Raw genomic sequence first — 342 nt, 5'->3', positions numbered from 1 at the left:
GCAGTTGGGTTACTGGAAGGAACGCCTCTCGGGCCTCCAGACGCTATCACTCCCGACGGACAGGGCCCGTCCCAAGATGGTTGACTATTCCGGGGGCTACTGCACCTTTGAGCTTGACGGGTCCATCAGTGACCGTTTGAGGGCGATCGCGCGGGAGAACGGGACTACGATGCACAGTGTGATGCTCGCTGCGACGAGCATCCTATTGGGGAAGTACAGCGGACAGGAGGACATTGTGATGGGCAGTCCCACCGCGAACCGTCAGTACGCGCAGACAAGGGACCTGATAGGCTTCTTCGTGAACACGCAGGTGAACCGGACGTTGCTGAGGGCGGGAGAGGG

General features: G+C 60.5%; 1 protein-coding gene. It reads left to right on the top strand.

What is annotated here, in order from left to right; translation table 11 throughout:
• A partial coding sequence (locus tag AACM45_RS20370; protein ID WP_339145057.1) for a condensation domain-containing protein occupies nt 1–342 on the top strand: 342 nt, incomplete at both ends.

The organism is Croceitalea sp. MTPC5, from assembly GCF_036985505.1.
Taxonomy (GTDB): domain Bacteria; phylum Bacteroidota; class Bacteroidia; order Flavobacteriales; family Flavobacteriaceae; genus Croceitalea.
The sequence above is the reverse complement of the archived record's forward strand: the minus strand, read 5'-3'. Positions and strand labels throughout refer to the sequence as shown.